We start from the raw sequence: 18,653 nt of genomic DNA on the forward strand, positions 1-18,653 counted from the left end.
GGCGTCAAGGTGTGGCATGCAGGACGATGCGTGCCTGCACGATGCGTTGGAAGGTTTCCGCGCACTCGGCCATCGCCGGCGTCTCGTCGGCGCGGCGCTCGATCGACCGCATCGCGGTCAGGCTCTGCGGATGCAGCAATATGGCAAGATCCAGCAGTTGATTGCGCAAGACGTGGTCATGGCGCAGGCGATCGTCTTCGAAACAGCGCAGCAGACCGGCTATCAAGGGACGCGAATACGCCAGCGAGAATGTCTCGCCGCGGTTATAGGCTCCGATGACATCGCCGACGATGCCCAGACGCGACAACTCGGCAAGATCGGTAGGCCAGAAAGCCTCGCGCCGAGTCGCTGGCAGCAGGGATAACAGTTCGGCCGCATGCTGCCGCATCTCCTGCTCGCGCACAGCGAGCAGGGCCTCAACCCAGTCCGGCTCGGCAGCACTGACACGCTCGCGCCAGCCGCGATAGAGCGCATCCTTCCAATCGGTCTTGGCGGCCCATGCGACGAGCGCGGCGGCATTCATCCCGGTATGAGTGCTCCACCATGCCAGCGGGACTTGCCGGACAAGTTGATAAAGCCACCAGGCTCGCTCGCCCAAAACGTCATGTTGCGGGCGAGTGGCCTCGATCGCCGCCGATGTCCAGGCGGAATCGGCCTGCTCGGGCGCCTCGATCGACCACCCTCGTGCGAGCAAGCCACGCTTCTGTGTCAGCAGCGGCGCGAGCCACGCAATGAGCTGTCGCGCATGTGCCGAATCGGGCAACCGCGCCAACATGCTCGCGGCGAGTTGACGCACCTCGCGACTGCGATCGCGCAACAGGGGCTCGAGCAGCGGTCGATCGTCATCGGATAGTTCTGGCGTCAGCAGCGCGACAAATTCAGCGCGCTCCTTGGCCGCCATCTGCCCCAGATCGGCCTGCAACAGTGCGCGTGCAGCGGCAGCATCGGTGCGTCGCAACGTGGCGAAATATGTTTGGCGATCCACCGCGCCGCCGTCTTGCCAGACCGTGGCGGAAATATCGCCGGCTGCCGTCGCCTCGGCATAGGACCAATCGGGATTGAAAGCGGCTAGCCAGCGCCCGCGGGTGCCAAGCACGGGCAACAATGCCGGGCGCAACGCCACGTCGCGGCGACCGGCATCGAGCGCGGCGGGCAAAAGCAACGCAGGCAGACGCGCGTCGATGGCCGCCATGCGCGAGCAGGCTTCATAGCGCAGTTGCGCCTCGTGCGATGAGGCGAGCGATGCCTGTGCGAATGCCCAGGTCAGTACCGGCACCCAGGGATGATCCGCGGCCATCGCCCGTGCATCGGGCGCCGCAGCTGGCGGCGGTGTGGCATGGCTGGCTGACAATCGTGCAGCCGCGCGTTCGCATGCCGCGAACACACCGGTCGCGCGGCTGAAATCGCGCGCGGGATCGCCACCATCGGACAGCTGCGCAATCAAAACACCGATCTCGCCATCGATCGGCTGCATGGCTGCACGATCCACACCGAGCAAAGCGATCTTCAACAGCGTGTCCTTCATATTTCGGCTCCGGCCGCCCAATACAACGTGCCGTGCCGGGCACCGAGGATACGCAGCGACGCGCCATCCCATTCGCCCATCGCGTCGATCCGCTGTCCACCGCTGAAGGCGAGCAACCCCCAGCCGGCCGCGTCATCGATCGTCAACGGTAGCGTACCGGCCGAAGTGTGTAGCAACCATGCCTCATTGCTCCGCACGAGCGTGGCCTCGGGCAGCCACATCGGCAATAGCTCCAGCCACGGATTGACAGCCAGCATGTGCGATGCCTTATCCAGAGCCATTTCTGCATCGCTGGTTGGCCATGCCACTGTTGCATCGTCGGCCGACACATCGAGAGCGATAGCACGCAAAGGCAACGAGCCCGGATAGAAACGTAGCGTTGCAGCGTACGAATCGCCAGCACGCCATAACCGCTCCCAACCACGGCCACCATAAGAAAAATCTTGCAGCAGCGCCCAACGCCCGCTGACGGCGCCATGCAGCCACACGCGACGCTCGGTCAGCTTGGCATCGATTTCGCCGATCGCCACACCACAGGCACACCAACGATCGACAACGGGTTCGCTTTCGGCAACGACCTCGTCCTTATCCGGCGACCAGCCAAGCGCTATGCGCAGATCGGCTAGCCGCTCGGATGAAAGCCGCTCGCGGCGGCGCACGCCTTCTATGATCAATTGCAGCAGACCAAGCCGCATCATCGTATCGCCATGCCGCGTCGCACCCGCTGCAAGCAGCGCGAGTGCTTCCTGTACGCGCGAAGCAAGCCCCGGGGCTTGTGCGTCGACCATGCGCGCGGCCATGCCGATACCTTCCTTGCGCTGCTCCTGCCCGAAACGGGCGAGTCCACGGCGGAATTGATCGGCGATCCATCGCTCAAGCTCCGCAGTACCTGCTTCGATACGCGACCAGCGCGTGGCTTCGCGTTTGGCGACCGCGGCGGCCGCAGTTGCAGGATCGATTGCGGCCTTGATGACAACGGCTTGCGCGGCTTTTTCTTTTTTCTCGGCGCGATCGCGCCGCGAGGCCAGCCATTCGTCCACCCAGACCGGCCGCGTAACACCGGCAAAGCGCGGATGCGACTGTGCATACATCAGCAATAAGGCAAGACCGTGCTTGCAGGGAAACTTACGACTTGGGCACGAGCAACGGCTGATCATCTCGCCCAGATCCACCTGCACCTGGTACGGTTTGGAGCCACTACCCTGACACTCGCCCCACACCGCATCGCTGTCGGTGCCGAGCATCGGCCATTTGCTGTCGTTGACCAGGCCGGTGGCGGCCTTGGCGGAAGATGCATCGGGCGCCAGCGCCAGCACCTGCTCCCGTGTCAGTGACATCCCCATCGGTCCCGCATTCCCTTGTCCCCTGTCGATAGAAGCTTAACCATGGCGATGGTTGTCGCGCCACTGCCACGCTCAAAAAGGCACCCGGACGGCCGGCGCCCGCGGAGACAGCGATGGAAACCGAGGTTATCTAAAGCCGCTCCCGTCGGCTGAGCGGTGTAATCGCCGGCAAGAAGATATCTATTTTCGTGAAAACGCCGGACCTTTCCCTTTCGAGCCGCGCCCCGCATGCGGGCCGACATAGTCCGCAAGATGCTCACCGGTGAGCGTCGCCCGGGTGGCAACAAGGTCGGCGGGCCTGCCTTCGAAGACCACCTGGCCGCCTTCATGCCCTGCACCGGGCCCAAGGTCGATGATCCAATCTGCTTGCGCCATGACCGCCTGATGGTGCTCGATCGCAATAACGGATTTACCGGCTTCGACGAGACGATCGAGCAAGCCAAGCAATTGCTCGACATCTGCCAGATGCAGGCCGGCCGTCGGCTCATCGAGCACATAGATACTGCCCTGTTCCGCCATCGATGCAGCGAGCTTGAGGCGCTGACGCTCGCCCCCGGACAGAGTAGTCAATGGTTGGCCAAGACTGAGATAGCCAAGGCCGACATCGGCCAGGCGCAGCAGAATGGCTTGCGCCGCCGGTGTGCTGGCCTTGCCGCTCCCAAAAAAAGCCTGGGCTTCGGTCACCGACATGGCAAGCACTTCGCTGATGTCCTTGCCGCCGAACTTGTATTTGAGTACCTCGGCCTGGAAGCGTTTGCCCTCGCATTCCTCGCATACGCTAGCCACGCCGGCCATCATCGCCAGATCGGTATAGACGACACCCGCGCCATGACAAGAAGGACAAGCGCCTTCGGAGTTGGCACTGAATAGCGCCGGCTTGACGTTATTGGCCTTGGCGAAGGCCTTGCGGATCGGATCGAGTAAACCGGAGTACGTAGCCGGATTGCTGCGCCGCGAACCACCAATAGGCGCCTGGTCCACGGCGACCACGCCATCGCGCCCGGATACCGAGCCATGGATCAACGAACTCTTCCCGGAGCCTGCCACGCCTGTAACGACAACCAATATGCCCAGCGGAATATCGACGTTGACGTTCTTAAGGTTGTGGGTTTTTGCACCGCGGACTTTCAATGTGCCGGAAGACTTGCGCACCGTGGTCTTCAAGGTGGCGCGATCGTCCAGATGCCGCCCGGTAAGCGTGCCGCTGGCGCGCAAATCGTCGACCGAGCCTTCGAATACCACCTTGCCACCCTCGGCGCCGGCATAGGGCCCCAGATCGACGATATGGTCGGCAATCGCAATGACCTCCGGCTTGTGCTCCACCACCAGCACGGTATTGCCCTTATCGCGTAATTGCAGCAGCAATGCGTTCATGCGCTGGATATCGTGCGGATGCAAACCCATGGTCGGCTCATCGAAGACATAAGTGACATCGGTGAGCGAGGAACCGAGATGTCGGATCATCTTCACGCGCTGCGCCTCGCCGCCCGATAACGTACTGGACGGCCGCTCGAGCGAGAGATAACCCAGGCCGATCTCCACGAACGATTCGAGCGTGTGCAGCAGCGAAGCCAATAGCGGCGCTACCGAGGGTTCATTTAGGCCGCCTACCCATTCGGCCAGATCGCTGATCTGCATAGCGCAGGCATCGGCGATGCTGATCTTTTTGATCTTCGACGATCGCGCTCCCTCGCTCAATCGCGTACCACCGCAATCGGGACACGCCGCGAAGGTCATTGCGCGCTCGACGAAGGCGCGCACATGCGGCTGCATCGCATCGATGTCCTTGGAGAGCATCGACTTCTGGATCTTCGGCAGCAGGCCTTCATAGGTGAGGTTGATACCGTCGACCTTGATCTTGGTCGGCTCCTTGTAAAGCAAGTCATTCAACTCTTTCTTGGTGTACTTGCCGATCGGCTTGTCCGGGTCGAAGAAGCCACAACCAGTGAAGATACGGCCATACCAGCCATCCATGCTGTAGCCAGGAACGGTAAGCGCGCCTTGATTGAGCGACTTGCTGGCGTCGTAAAGCTGCGACAGATCGACATCGGCGACCGCACCCCTGCCCTCGCAGCGCGGGCACATGCCGCCCGTACGATTGAACGTTGCGCGTATAGTCTTGCTACTGCCCCGCTCGACCGTGATCGCACCGACCGCGCGTACCGATGGAACATTGAACGCATAGGCACTCGGCGAACCGATATGCGGCTTGCCCAACCGGCTGAACAGGATCCGCAGCATCGCGTTGGCATCGGTGACCGTGCCGACGGTAGAGCGTGGGTCACCACCCAGCCGTTGTTGGTCGACGATGATCGCCGTGGTCAAGCCTTGAAGCACATCGACATCGGGCCGGGCCAGCGTCGGCATGAAGCCTTGCACGAACGCGCTATAGGTCTCGTTGATCAGCCGCTGCGATTCGGCGGCAATGGTATCGAACACCAGCGAGCTCTTGCCCGAGCCCGAGACGCCGGTGAACACGGTCAGCCGGCGCTTGGGGATCTGGACGCTGATATCTTTGAGGTTGTTCTCGCGCGCACCGTGCACACGGATCACTCCATGGCTATCGGCATCGCGTGGCACAAGTGGCTGCTGGCCCTTCTTCGTGGCCTTGGTCATGACGCCTCCTTAGCTGACTCAGGAACTCAGGCCAATTGCTGGATGCGGATCATATTGCCCGCGGGATCGCGTACCGCACAGTCGCGCACGCCATACGGCTGATCGGTCGGCTCCTGCACAATCTCGACCTCGCTGGCCTGCAGCCTCTCGAACGTAGCGGCAAGGTCCCTGGTCGCCAGCAGCAGAATGCCGAACGTGCCCTTGGCCATCATTTCGGCGATGGTGCGGCGCTCGTCATCGGTCATGCCAGGGCTGGCTTCGGGTGGATACAACACAATGGACGTACCGGACTGACCCACGGGGCCGACAGTAATCCAGCGCTTGCCGCCATAACCGACATCGTTGCGGACTTCGAAACCGAGGGTATCGCGATAAAAGGCGATTGCAGCCTCAGGATCGTTCTGGGGAAGAAAGCTGGCGTGAATAGTGATGTCCATGGCGACCTCTCGTTGTGTGGGCGATGAAACCCGAGGGCATCAGTCTAGTTCCGACCCGGAAGTCCCCGCTTCTCGATTCCTGATCGGCCGGGTCACCTGCCGGGCCACGCAGGAGGGGATTCCCGCAGTTGCTTGGGCCTGCTCGCGCCGATAGGTGCCGGGCGACATGCCGACCAGCTCGGTAAAACGCGTGGTAAAGGTGCCCAGCGAGGCACAGCCGACCTCGAAGCACACTTCAGTGACGCTCAGATCGCCACGGCGCAGCAGCGCCATCGCACGTTCGATACGGCGCGTCATCAAGTAAGCATAGGGCGATTCGCCATACGCAAGCCGGAACTGACGACTAAGATGCCCCGCCGACATATCTGCCCCACGTGCAAGCGCCTCGACGTCCAGGGGCTGAGCATACTCACGATCGATACGATCGCGAACGCGGCGCAATCGCGCCAGGTCGTGCAGATGCTGCGTAGCGGCTGGCTTGCTGGTCATGTGCAAGATCGTGCCACGCCACATAAACGCGCTCAAGTCTGTAGGGAAATGCATCAAATACTTGTCAACAACAAAAGACTCATCTTGAGCGAATTCTGCTAGCCGGTTGTCATTTTCAGGGCTAACCTTCTCCTCATAGCGATATGTCCGGCAAGGGCATCCCTCGACGAATCTGCTGAATCACAGGTATTTACATGCACGTTTCCCTAAGCATCCCGGGCCGAACCATGCCCAGCCATGCCGTGCAATCGACGCATCCCGCCTGAAGCAGCACGGGCAGTTCCACGCGAACGATAGTCCGCACTCATTACAACCCCCGATGGCTTCCTGAAGCCGTCCATACCTCCTCGATCTTATGGCGCTACGGCCATCGAAGCGCACAGCTGCTTGGCGCGAATCCAAGGATGTTCGCGTACGTGCGCCGATCCAAACGAAAGGAAAGATAATCCAATGCTTGGCACGTCATCGAATCATTCCACCAGCGCACCCGCCCAAGTCCTTCACGAGCCGATGGCAGAACCGCAAACGGAACCCGCGAACGGGTCTTCAAGCGGCGCTGCACCGACAAACATCTACAACCATGTTCCCGCCGCCAAATCGGCAAGCGCGCCACGTGTATTCGAGCGCGTCGAACAACTATTGCTGACATTCGATCGGTACCAGGCCGCCACTGAATGGCTGTCGTCGCCCGCTTATGGCCAGGACCATCTATCCCGGAAAGAGCTCATATTGAGCACTTTCAGCGGAGAGCGCTTCAATGCCGATCTTCATCGAGCAGGACTGTTTGCCGTACTGAATCCGTGGGGAGAAATACTTAACCGCATCGGTGGTGAGCGCGCCTCCGCACTCGCACCATGGACGGTGGCCATACTCCTTCAGACATTGTTTCCTGCTCTCGACAATGCACAAGGTGTGCGGTTGGCACCATTGATCAAGGAGTATGCGAACGACCTTAGCCTGGCGCAATGGGTCACCGCTCTCTCCCTGCCACGCCATGAGCACCACGGCAGCATCAAACTGCGGGAGCTGCGAGAGGAATCGGATTGGCAGTCACTAGCGGAGGATCTACGCGCTGCCCTGCCCCAGACAGAGGCGCAAGATGAGACGAGCATGCCTGCCATCGCCAAGGGCATGGCCCGGCTGGGTGCAACCGCACTGCTTGCAACCGTAGCCCCATCGGTTTCCGTGCCCGTCGCGGCCGTGGGAGCGACGGCACTGCTTGCCGGTTGGGCCAAGGCCTTGCATATGCAGGCAAAGACTGTTGGCGAAGACCTTCAATACTCTACGTTTCCAGGTATGCCCAGCATGCTCGCCCGGCGAACTGCATCGTTCATGTCTGTCCTGCTGCCCACGTGGGGCCCCGACCTGCGCGCGTCACTAGTCGAACTGTGGTGGAACGATCCGGATGGCTGGACACTTCTGGACGTTGTGAACGAAGTGAACAAGCATCTCGACACAACAAGTCACTGCGCAAAAGATGCGTTGATCAAAGTAGCAGAAGAGCGCAAGGCATTTCACGACGCACAACGATTGCCCACCGTCAGCGCCGCCGAAACGCTCCACCTGTTTCTCAGTTGGTTCTTTTCGGACAGCCCCTCTAAGTTTGCCGACGGCGTTATGGGCATGGCTCGAAAGGCCGGTATGCAGGGCGACTACGCCACCGTTGCTGGCTCCGTAACGCATCAATTGCCGATGCAGCCGGCAGCGCCGTTAGTATCGGCCAAACTGGCACTGGGACAACTCGTCGAAAGGCATGAGCGGCAAGCCAATCAGGAACGATTGCAGATACAAATAGACCAACTGCCCGAACGAACCCCCGGCGAATCGGCAGAGCAAAGAGCCCGCAACAGGTATCGCAACAAGGTTGAAAAAAGTCGTCTGCAGCTTCGTCAAGCACAGTTTTCTGCCGCTTCCGCACAGCGCAACGACGATGTGAAAGAAGCGCGCGAGCGCTTGGACAAATTGCTCAATCACACCGGTTACGCCGCAAAGGTTCATGCTGGCGACATTGCCGGCGCCATGGCGGAAAACGCGCAGGCCGCGCAGCAACAGGATGGCAAACCCGCCGATACTCGCATCGCCGAGGCATCCACGGCATCGCAGGCGCCATCGAACTCTTTTCCGAGCTGGCTGAGTTGCCTCCTGCCTATCGCTTTGGCGTTCCGCGGGATGGACAATGCCGCCGCCTGCTCGGACACCGTGGAAGTCGCCACTACAGGTGCACAGTTGCTCGGATCTTCTGCGGAGAAAATCGCCGCAGCCACTGCACCGGCCGGTTTAATCGGAGGCGTGCGGCGCAGCGGCGTTCAACCACGCAATATTGCGCACGCCATTTTCGATTCCGCCGCCAAGCTAGCCGCACATGGCGCCTTTGTCCTTGGAGGAAGCGCCCTAGGAAACTATCTCTTCGATACGCCGGCGAAAGAGCCGGGGCAGACGCCACCCCATCAGGATACGCGCTCCAGCGGCCCGACCTCATCCACGCAACCGGAACCTGCGGAACGATCGGACAAGGAAGTCATCGAACTGGCGGAGAGTACGATCGTGGCCCTACCCGATGGCAGCTGGGCCAGCGCGTTCGATGTCTTGTCGGATACCGGTTCGGGCCGAAGCACACCACCCGCCCGCATTTTGGATGCGACTACAACGTCCCACTCCAATCGGACCGTACCGTCCAGAAGCAAGCGATCCATCGGTGGTACGGCCACGCCGCCTCCCGCGTCGCCCAGCTCTGCTACCAGGAGCGCGGCCGCTGCCCTCCTTGAGCAGCGAGGCATCCAGGACTCGGACCTGGACGCCATCATGCGTCGGCACACGCCGGAGGAAATACAAGCCAGGCGGCAGATGGAGATGGCGCTGATCGGCGAGGTGTCCGAGACCGAGGACTATGCATGGCTCAAGCAACTCACTCCGGCCGAACAACGGCTATGGCTCGCCGAAGGAATCGTTGCCGCGCAAGCCGAAAAAGCACTCAAAGACCGACAAATCGCACCCGACGCGCTACTGGACCAGGCACTGCGCCAAGCAAAATGGCTTGGCCCATGGCAAGACATCCAGGTACAGGTCATAGGCAGCACCGTCGATGGAATATCGGTCGACGACAGGCTCCCGCTGCTTCAATACTGCCTCTATCGAAAACCGGCAACGCACCCGATTCGCTACCTTCGTGACGGGCTGGAACTGACGCCCGATGCATCGCGCACGCTTAACGATGTATTGAGCGACAGATTTTGCAAGGACATGGCAAGCACCATCCATTCGCCCCTTCCCGAGGACAAACACCTCAGAGCCGGCCTGGTCGCCAAGTTCACCCAAATCGCCTTGAAGGAAAAAGCCGAAGGTATGTTGACCTCCAGCGGCAATTCGCGATTGGGTGGAGCCGATATTGTCCTGGGCTTTATCAACAACAGCGCACACATTGAGGCGTCCGGCATAGATTTTAATGGGCTGGAAGACATCGAACTCTCGGCCTCGAACAGCCAAGCCGCCAAGACATTCACGGTACCGAACTACCTCGTATTGCGTAGCAAGCAGAGCGAACCGAATGAAAATCTTCGCGGCCAGGTCGTTTTGTATCGAAGCGATTTGCAATCCTTTACGACATTTACCAACGAAGACAGCTTCAGGCAATTCATCGGCGACAGAAGCCTGACACAGGACCTTGCCGGCGAATGGACATTCAAGAACGACGTCATTCGCGCCGCGCCACCTGAGTATCGTGGCACGCTCCGAAAGTGCCTTTTTGACCAGCGCTATCTTGGCAGTCCAGCGGGCTGGCTGCAGCAGCCCCATATTGTCTTGAACTTCAAGACATCCACCAACTCGAACACATTGCTCGATAGTTGGGCCAGAGACCACCTCGATTCCTTACAAAAGCAGGCACGCCAACAATTCGATAGCGAACGGATTCGTTGGAACCCCGTAGGAGTGCGTGCCCAGCAAGCCGACGCCGACCTGAGAAAAGCACTGGCAAACTTAAAAACCTGGCCAGTCCATGCGCAGCCCGAAGTCACCGCCATGCTCAATGAGCTGGCCCGCCGCTTGTGGGTGCCGGAAGGAAAGAACAACGATCTTCCGGACATGCTCTCCGAACGGCACCGCATTGATCTTCAGATAGGAAACCGCAAGAGCGATCTGACGCGCTGGGCTACTGAAGGGTGGCAGCAGCATGGCCCTAAGGACACTACCGGGTTTGTTTTCCCCAGCCAGGACGTCGTCGACTCAATGGAAATCACTGTCTACCGTAAAGACAAGGATGGCAACGAGGTCGTGGACATCAAGCGGACGCGATGGCTAAACAATGTCGACTTCCTGCGCAACCTCTGTTACTCGATAAGGGATCTGGTCAACAGCAACCGGCTAGGTCAGGCCTACATGAGCTATCTCCAGACCTTCAAGAACTCACCAGAAGGCGCTCTTCTTGCTCATGCTATGGCTGAAGCCATACGGTGGCGGACACGCGGCCTTATCGATGCCGAAGCCGGGCCTGAAGGCATATTGGACGCGAAGGCTCATCAAGATCTGCTGGCGGAGCATGCGAAGATCGGCAACGCCCCACCCAAGCCTTCTGGCACGCCTGCCGGCACTTCGCCGGATGCCTTGTTGATCAGCGATAACTATCGAGTTTTACCGGCACTTATCGCAGCGGCCAATAATAAGCCGTCGACATTGCTGCACGTATTCCTGAATGGTTTCCCCATTGAAGGTCTATGGGCGATGTCTGCCGGTGGGCGCGATTATATTTTCATGCTAGATGGTCCCGAGGGCGATGGCATGGTGGAGATCGCCGTCTTCGAGAAATTCCTGAGGGAGGACAGGCACCGCGCGGAGAGCTTCATTAATAGCCGAGCGGCCTATCGCTATCATGCCGTGCTCGCCGACGCGTTCGGCAAAACACAGTTATCGAATGGGATAAAGGTAACTCTCAAGCCGACGCTGGGGCCCAGCAGTGCTGCCCGGGTGTTCATCGAAAAACTAATGGACAACACTGACGAATTCAGTGTTTCAAACTCGGAAAGCCTCCAGTTTATGGGAGGATTGTTATTGACCGGACTTTGCATTGTAGGAACCGGCGGTTTAGCAACGGGCGGTTGCGCGCTGGGAACCCTGCTCTTCGTCGTCCAATCGATCACCAACGGATTGGATTCATTGGACCGTGGCGATCGCAACGAAGCCATCGCGGAGTTTCTTGGCGCTGGCACCGACGTCGCCGATGTGTTCGATCTGACCAAGATTGCGGCAAAGCTATTCAAACTAGGCATGCGCTCGTTCAAGTCCATAGGCGAAGCGACAGAAGGAATGCGGCAACTCACCAGGCAAGCGTCGGCTTTCGACGAACAAGGAGTGCTCGGATCGGAATTTGCTCAACCGCTGCACGGTACTCCCCAGGCACAAACAGGTGCCGACGGCAATCCGGAATGGCTGCTCGATGGAAAAACCTATGTAAGTCCGAAAGAAGGCCAATATGTCGAAGCGCCTCTCGACGAACATGGTATCCGCCGCGCCAAGGACCCGCTGAATAAAAACGGAGCTCCCAGCGCCCAGGATTCGTCGAATACCGCGACGTTGGGTGCCCCGATCGATTTTCAGGGTGGTAAATGGCAACGCCTGGACAAAGAGCCAGACCTCGGCGCTCGCTTCGTTGACCAGGTGCATGAAAAAATTCCTGAATCGAAGTGGGCCGATAACACAGACCTCAAACTTATACGAGCGGTCGAAGGCGTCCTTTTTGCAAGGCAACTGGGCGCAACGGGGCAAAAGGCCATTGTCCATGCGGGACGAAAAGCTTTGATTGAGCAAGTCGCCACGAGCGGTCAGGTGGAAAAGTTGGAAGGTACGTCCGCGCTGCTCGCAACCTGGGCGGCAACGCCGGAAGTCAACGGCGGCATGCGCGTGGATATCCTTCCGCAAAGCTCTACGGGAACGCCGCATATCAAACTAGGCAGAGGTTCAGGCGCACTAATCAGCGTCCCTCCCAAAAGTATTCCTGAGCTTTCCATCGACACCATGATCGAACATGCGGGGCGCGAGACGCTTGCTACCGGGCTGAAATTGGGCAGCGATGTATCTCACGCGGATCTTAAAGCCGCTGTCATTCAGCGCCTGCAGAAAACGATTTCGAGCCGAAAAGGCGACATGCTGGACCATTGGGAGGGTATCGAAAAGGCCCTGACCCGGGTGGATAGCAACATCAAGGTGGTCCGAAAGCACTATCCCGGACTCACCATCGATGAAGCCAGCGAGCTTCTAATCGCCGACCGGAGTTTTTCCGTCAAAGCACAAAGAGGCGATCCGTTGGGCCGCACCATGGCCAATATCGGCGGCCGGCGACACCAACGTACCGCTCGCACTCAGATCCTCGAAGGCAAGGTTTCCAATCTCGATGAAGTCAATGCCCTCAGTGTACTGTTGCAGGATGCTTTCCCGGGCTTTCGCACCGTCACTACCGGGCATGCATCGCATATCGACCTTAATATCGAGCGTGTAGATATCTCCGGCAAGGCCCTGTCTGTAAGCACCATCCGCTTTAGTGGACAAGGAGAAGTCAAATATCTGAAAGACGGAATATGGATCGGCGCGAAACATTGGAACGAGGCGGTCGACAGCGTCTTGTCCGACTCGGAACGTTTAGCCTTGGGCGATCGCGGCGCGCGGGGCGCGGTCGAGAAGGCCATGACACGTCGACCGTTGGGCGAAATCTGCCCTCTCCTCTCACGCGCCAAAAGGTCCGACTGCGAGCTACAAGGAGTAAGCGCGGGTCTCTCACGTGTATCTCTGTCGCCGCAGGAGCAGATTATCAGCGATGAGCTTCATCCCATGGCGACCACATTGCGTGGCTCAGTCAACAAGAAGGCCGAGCATCATTTGCGTGAATGCAGACAAAAATTTACCCAGGCCTTCTTGAACAAGTATCCCGGTAAAAATCAGGATGTCGCCCGGCTCGGATACCGGGACTTCGAGCAATTGGCGAACGACCTGAAGCTGGGAAAGGACAGAGATTTCTGGAAGAAGAACAAGGATCTCGCGGCGCTCGATGCCGCTTTCGGCAAGAAGGACAGACTTATCAAGGCAAACTTCGTAACCGCCCAGGTCAATCTTCAGTACAAAGGGCACGACATCAGCTTCTCAGGGCACTATTCCAGCAGCGCCATGTCGGACGACCTGGGACTCGACTTTCAGCCGGCAGACAAACCCTTGAAAATCATCGTGAAGGCAACCAAAAAAACGGGCGTCGACGTGCCTTCGCCCAGCCCTAAGCCATCTCAGCCCGGCGCTCTGGATTCCTCGCAATTCTACGTTGACGACGCGGATCGCGAACGCTTGATGACGGATACCTATCTATTTGGCACTGACGCCTGGCAGTTGAAGGGACAGTGGCAGGGCGATACGCCTGACTTCACTGAGCCGCGCCAGATGACTTCTAAGGTACGGCAGTACTTGAAAAACAGGTTCTACGATTCCCACTCGCTTGCGCAGATCAAAGACGGCGATTATTTCTATGAGGCAACGATACGTGCGTGCTCTGAAAGCAGCTTCCTCAATCACCTCTGGAACCTTCTGGCAAAAGCGGATCCGCAGAAATTCGCACGAGGAACCGCGCCGAAAGACTTCTCGGGACTGACTGGTGCCATTACCCTTTTCACGGAATCCAAACCGTGCCCTGAAGTTTGTTCGCGAAGAATAAGGGAAATGATGCGCGAGATGCCTAACGTCGACGTTACTGTGGGTTACGCATTCGACGATCCCGGACAGGCTATCGGCAATAGGAGGAAGGGTGTTCTCACGACAGACGTGAAATTCTTCGAAGCCGACTCGACAGAAGAATTCACTATCGGAGCGTTTCAATAACGCCTAAAATTTTGGCCTACGGATAGCCCCATGCATTTGGGGCAAGATAAAATCTCGAGGCATTTACTTGGCCTCCCGAATAGAGGGAACGACGCGGTGGTGAGCTCTATCGATAAATCAGGTGCTACAAATCCAAGCCGAGCGGAGAGTGCTCCTGCTTTCCGGCCTTCTGACTCGGCATTGGATAGCGCGCTGGAAGAACATGTGAGAGCCAGGATCGATCTGCTGAATGCGGAGCGGGATACATGCATCAGCGAGGATGCATATCGACATCGCATGGGGACTTTGGAAGACAGCTTCAGTACGAGCCGGCGAAACTGGACATTGACTCGCACGATAATGGACATGGCTCGACGTGCCGGCGCGGCGATCGAGCCGCTCGACTGGCGCGCCCAGTTCTCGGAACTCTCCGTGATGCTGAGCTCGGCCACGATTCCTGAAGATATGCCTCGACATGCTGGCCGATCGCTGATCGAGACGCCCGACGACTCGGCGGCATTTCTTGCCGAAGACGCGCTCGTCCTTGCCCATCTGGATATATCCCGGTCGTACGATTGGCAGCAGCAGATGTTCTGGATTCAATGGAAGGATGAGACTGGCAAGGACGCCGGCTATTGCCTGACTATCGAGGGCGCTGAGGCCGAATATGAAGAACTGGCCGATGACGGCGCATGGCTCACCGTCACGATAGAACGGCTACGTTCGGATCGGTAAGGGTTGAGCCACCGAGTCCGCCATACGGCGAGCGCCTTTGCGATGGCGCTCGCCGGTCGAGCCACGAAGATCAAGCAAGCCTGACCGCAAAATCCCGGATACTCCGCTCCACCGCATCGGTGAACTTCACCATGAAAGCTGGTCGAATCGCTGCCAAGGTATCGTTGGCATTGTGCAGCTCCTGAGCAACCCAGCTTTCACCGACAGCTTTTTGCTGCGCATTGAGCGCCGCGACATAGGCACCGTAATTCGGCTGGGCTTTTATCGCTGATGTATAGGCCGCCATAGCGGTTTGCTTACGCGCACTATCTCCTGAAGCGAACGCGCTATCGAGTTCGTCTCTTAGCGGCCTCAACGTGGCCCAATCGATCTTGCTATGAGCGTCTGCGGTGGCACCCGACAAATTGGCTATCTGCTCGAGCGCATCGACCTGGTCTTTTCTAAACAGACTCAGGCCCACCGCGGGCTTGCCGGCAAACTGATAGGACAGGTGATCGCTAAGCGAGGTCTTCGCGGCCATTTTCAGACCTGCCTTCTGACTAACGGGCTGCATCGCCTCGATAAACTGTCTTTCACTCACTGGTTCGGACTTCGGAACTCGCGCCGCATCGATATCGTCAGCCTCCATAGCCATGAGGTGCGATGCATTGGAAGGGCTGACATAGATATGATCGCCGTTGGCCGCCAGATCGATATTGATCGTCAGGTAAGCGCAATCGCCAGCTTCATGACATTGTTCAACGGCCTTCTTGGAACCCAGCCGTCCCTGCTCTTCTCCATCGACCAACAGCAGGCGCACCGCGATGCGATCGGGTGGATTGTCGCGGAACCGTTCGCTCAAAGCCAAAGCCACCGCACAACCCGAGGCGTTGTCGGCCGCACCTTGTGAATCTTCGCCAATCGCATCCGTGTGCGCGACCAACATGACGACAGGCTTGTCCGGGTCGACACCTGGCTCGCCACAGACATCGACCAGCAAGTTCTCACCCCGGAAGATGTTCTCTTCCGCGGGGTTGAGCCATGAGGGTAGCGGGTGTTCGAACCGCCGCGCTTGCACGGTGAAGCCACGGTCCTCAAGCATGCTCTTGATTGTGTCACGGCGCACCTCATTGCTCGGCGACCTCGCGATCTGCTCCACGTCGGATAGCAGGCTCTGCTCGTCCCAATGCTCGTAGGCCCGAACCACCATGTCGACGTAGTCGATCCAGCCCGCGACAGGATCCATCGACGCGGCTTGGACACCCCGGGCCACAGGTCGATCTTGCGGTGGAGAATAGTTCAAGCCGTACGGCTCCAGAATCTCTGACACCGCATCGCGCGCGCACTGAGGGTCGCCCCCACATCGATGGATCGCATCGCCTATCTTGGTGTCGAGCGTCCGGCCATCGGGCGCGCAGATCGATGCGAATCTGTCGCGAACGCTCAAGGCTTCATCGGCGGAAGGCGCCCAGGGTTGCCAATATGTCAGCGCGGCCGTGCCCGCGCCAACAAGTGCCAATCCTCCACATATCGTCAGCGCTGCTCGCGTCGGATGTCTGGTCACAAGATTCACTAATCCGCTGTTGATGAGGCTGTCGCCAATATCCTGCGCATATTCGGCAACTTTCGTCACCAGCGATGGCTGGGCGGCTTCATTCAGTGGCGAATTCGGCAGCGGTCGATAATTCGGTGTCATCGCTGCTACCCGTCCGGGAATACCGTTCATCCTGCTGACTCGCGAGTGGTTCGGTATCCGCTCAAGAGGAGCGGCCCCGTTTAAAACGCGACCTACGGGGCGACCGCATATCGGGCCACTCAGTGCGCCCACCGCTGGATGCACATCCATATTGCCCGACATCGGCAATGCACTCGCTTGCGAACAATACAAACTCAGTAACGCGAGTCCGACGATCGATTTACCGCTTAGTACAGGCATCGATTGCGATTCGCGCACATGCGCTGGCGCCAGGTTGTATGCGTCCAGGAAATTCTCAGGGGGTATCACGGCTCGCTGCCGGGACGATGACGGGTGCCGCGGTTGCAACCAGGGTTGCTGCTGCCGCCTGGCGTTACTGACAGCATCGAACTGTCCGGTGCCGGCTCGATGCTGAGCGCTATGGATGGGCATGCTCTCTCTCCTTAAAAGTTCCCCGCTCCTGAGATTCGTACATCGTTCGACGCACTGCGGAACCCGGCAAAAACACAGCAATGGCCCGATCGATCAGACGACGAAACGCCTGGTCATCCTAGGTATCCGGCGGAGGGCTGTACACCGCAAATAAATCGGCTTAAGCGAGAGATTTAAGAATCTTCGACGCACGCATGCAGGTACCGGAAACTCGCCGGCGCCAGGCGTGGTCCAGCGGCGAGCCGCGAATCAGTTTTCGGAAGCGGCTACCGCGGTCTGGTGGAAACGAGCCAGCTCGTCCTCGCGACGAGTTCGGGCCTTGCCCTGCCAGCTCACCAGAGGTCGGTGCGGCTCTTGCAGCCGGCGGCGCGGCGTGGCCATCGCAGGACTGCGGGTCACATCGAGCAACGCGGAAAGGATTTGAGGAATAGTCATTGTCACAGCCCCCTGTCGACGGGCCGACTATAACGCCATGAACGCAGATGAAAAGGCCAAACACACACTTTTTTGTGATTTTCTTCATGCTCTTACGCTGCACCGCAACGAAGACAGCCGAGCCCGACGCGCAGCTTTGGCCCAAACTCAAGGACTTAGGCGCATTTCCTTGCGAGCCGGCTGAGCCTAGGATTTTTTCCGAGGTTCGCCCCCAAAAGGCGCGCAAAACGGGCTCGACCGGAGCAGAATAGACGGTTCGTGCAGGCGGCAGGGGAGCCGGAGCAATGAACCAGCTTGAACCTCGGAACGATGTGGTCGCGCAATTGCAGACCCTGGCGCGCAGCTTTGCGGAGCTGACACACCGGGCCATGTCCGACAGCGAGATTTCGCTCGCGGCAGCTGACCTGATAGCCTTTGCCGCTCGGCAGGCGATCGTCTTGCTGGAAGAGTTCATCGCCATGCAAGCACAGCGAACGCATAACGCTTTGGCGTTTGCACATACCGAGGCGAGCGCGGAACTCGACAAGGCCTATGCCGATTTCGAATGTCTGGTAGACGCGGCTGGAATGATTCGCCTGCATGGCATCGGCTCGCACTACACCACGCACCTCACTTACCTGATGCGCTATGCCGCCGAATCGGCCTGCGAACATCTGGAGCGCGCGCAGCAGTCGCTGGCCATTCCATTGCCGGAGTTGATTGCTTCGCTGCAGCGGCGAGCCGAGGTGCCTTGAAGGGCGGGCCTGTTGTGCCCTTTTGACGACTACAGGCTGGCCCTCTCCTCCGACAGATCCGGGGAGAGAGTTGTATCCCATAGTTAGCGATCATCGAGCCTTGTCCGATAGCGCTCCGAACTGTCGCGACTGAAGGGAATCTCGAAAAACTTGCTTTCTGTGGGAGCGACTTTCGTCGCGACAATCGTGCCTCACCGCAAGTCCTTGTCGCGACTGAAGTCGCTCCCACAACGATAGGATCCGCTTTCGCTATATTCGGGCGATTGAGAGGTTTTTAGAGGTTCCCTGAAGTCGCTCCCACAGAGGTAGGCAGAACACCACCTAGTGTTGTGGGAGCGACTTCAGTCGCGACAGGCACCTCAAGGAAAACAGCCGCCCACGCAAGCACGATGTACTGATGCCTGC

General features: G+C 59.0%; 10 protein-coding genes. 3 read left to right on the plus strand and 7 right to left on the minus strand.

Translation table 11 applies throughout. From position 1 onward, the window contains the following. Window positions 1–4 precede the first annotated feature (4 nt). The 5 genes from VIM98_RS14210 to VIM98_RS14230 all read right to left on the minus strand — a co-directional run bounded on the left by VIM98_RS14210 (window position 5) and on the right by VIM98_RS14230 (window position 6,410). The gene (locus tag VIM98_RS14210) at window positions 5–1,525 is read right to left on the minus strand and encodes a DUF5691 domain-containing protein (RefSeq protein ID WP_331993762.1); all 1,521 of its coding nucleotides are present in this window, start codon (window positions 1,523–1,525) and stop codon (window positions 5–7) included. Further along, on the minus strand, window positions 1,522–2,862 hold the full coding sequence (locus VIM98_RS14215) for an SWIM zinc finger family protein (RefSeq protein ID WP_331993763.1): 1,341 nt from the start codon (window positions 2,860–2,862) through the stop codon (window positions 1,522–1,524). The genes VIM98_RS14210 and VIM98_RS14215 overlap by 4 nt, the downstream gene beginning before the upstream one ends. Window positions 2,863–3,048: 186 nt before the next feature. Then, window positions 3,049–5,484: an excinuclease ABC subunit UvrA gene (locus VIM98_RS14220; protein ID WP_331993764.1), complete on the minus strand. Its 2,436-nt coding sequence runs from the start codon at window positions 5,482–5,484 to the stop codon at window positions 3,049–3,051. Between the two features lie 26 nt (window positions 5,485–5,510). After that, window positions 5,511–5,921: a VOC family protein gene (locus VIM98_RS14225; protein ID WP_331993765.1), complete on the minus strand. Its 411-nt coding sequence runs from the start codon at window positions 5,919–5,921 to the stop codon at window positions 5,511–5,513. A 39-nt stretch (window positions 5,922–5,960) separates the two neighbouring features. Further along, on the minus strand, window positions 5,961–6,410 hold the full coding sequence (locus VIM98_RS14230) for a helix-turn-helix transcriptional regulator (RefSeq protein WP_331993766.1): 450 nt from the start codon (window positions 6,408–6,410) through the stop codon (window positions 5,961–5,963). A 510-nt stretch (window positions 6,411–6,920) separates the two neighbouring features. On the opposite strand from VIM98_RS14230, the gene VIM98_RS14235 reads away from it, so the two are divergent. Both VIM98_RS14235 and VIM98_RS14240 read left to right on the plus strand, forming a co-directional pair. Continuing rightward, the gene (locus VIM98_RS14235; RefSeq protein WP_331993767.1) at window positions 6,921–14,258 is read left to right on the plus strand and encodes a hypothetical protein; all 7,338 of its coding nucleotides are present in this window, start codon (window positions 6,921–6,923) and stop codon (window positions 14,256–14,258) included. A gap of 345 nt (window positions 14,259–14,603) precedes the next feature. Further along, the gene (locus VIM98_RS14240; protein ID WP_331993768.1) at window positions 14,604–14,972 is read left to right on the plus strand and encodes a hypothetical protein; all 369 of its coding nucleotides are present in this window, start codon (window positions 14,604–14,606) and stop codon (window positions 14,970–14,972) included. 70 nt (window positions 14,973–15,042) lie between these two features. Here VIM98_RS14240 and VIM98_RS14245 read toward each other — a convergent pair whose 3' ends face one another. Continuing rightward, window positions 15,043–17,079, minus strand: coding sequence for a M28 family metallopeptidase (locus tag VIM98_RS14245; RefSeq protein WP_331993769.1), 2,037 nt, complete (start codon window positions 17,077–17,079; stop codon window positions 15,043–15,045). Window positions 17,080–17,328: 249 nt separating this feature from the next. Beyond that, window positions 17,329–17,514: a hypothetical protein gene (locus VIM98_RS14250; protein WP_331993770.1), complete on the minus strand. Its 186-nt coding sequence runs from the start codon at window positions 17,512–17,514 to the stop codon at window positions 17,329–17,331. A gap of 284 nt (window positions 17,515–17,798) precedes the next feature. On the opposite strand from VIM98_RS14250, the gene VIM98_RS14255 reads away from it, so the two are divergent. Further along, the gene (locus tag VIM98_RS14255) at window positions 17,799–18,248 is read left to right on the plus strand and encodes a hypothetical protein (protein ID WP_331993771.1); all 450 of its coding nucleotides are present in this window, start codon (window positions 17,799–17,801) and stop codon (window positions 18,246–18,248) included. The last annotated feature ends 405 nt before the right edge of the window (window positions 18,249–18,653 follow it).

Source organism: Dyella sp., assembly GCF_036568765.1.
Taxonomy (GTDB): domain Bacteria; phylum Pseudomonadota; class Gammaproteobacteria; order Xanthomonadales; family Rhodanobacteraceae; genus GSA-30.